This window comes from Acuticoccus kandeliae (assembly GCF_003073115.1).
This window is the reverse complement of record NZ_QBBV01000179.1, coordinates 1-289: the sequence shown is the minus strand read 5'-3', so window position 1 is coordinate 289 and position 289 is coordinate 1. Positions and strand designations below refer to the sequence as shown.

Annotated in this window: 1 protein-coding gene; it reads right to left on the bottom strand. The window is 74.7% G+C overall.

All coding sequences use genetic code 11. The features are described from left to right. Positions 1–289 (bottom strand): DEAD/DEAH box helicase (locus tag DBV35_RS29850; RefSeq protein WP_157962127.1); only part of this gene is annotated, 289 nt, incomplete at both ends.

The window sequence follows — 289 nt, the reverse complement described above, 5'->3', positions numbered from 1 at the left end:
CTTGCGGCCCCGCGGCGTCGCGCCGAGGATCGTCTCGATGTCCTCGACGAAGCCCATGTCGAGCATCTCGTCGGCCTCGTCCAGGACGGCGACCTCGCTCGCGTCCAGGGCGAGCGCGCCCCGGTTGACCAGGTCGATGGCGCGGCCGGGGGTGGCGACGACGATGTCGACGCCGCGGCGGAGCTGGCCCAGCTGCGGGCCGATGGGCGCGCCGCCGTAGACGCAGGCGACCGAGGCGCCGAGCGCGGCACCGTACTTGGAGACCGCGTCGCCGACCTGCATGGCCAGC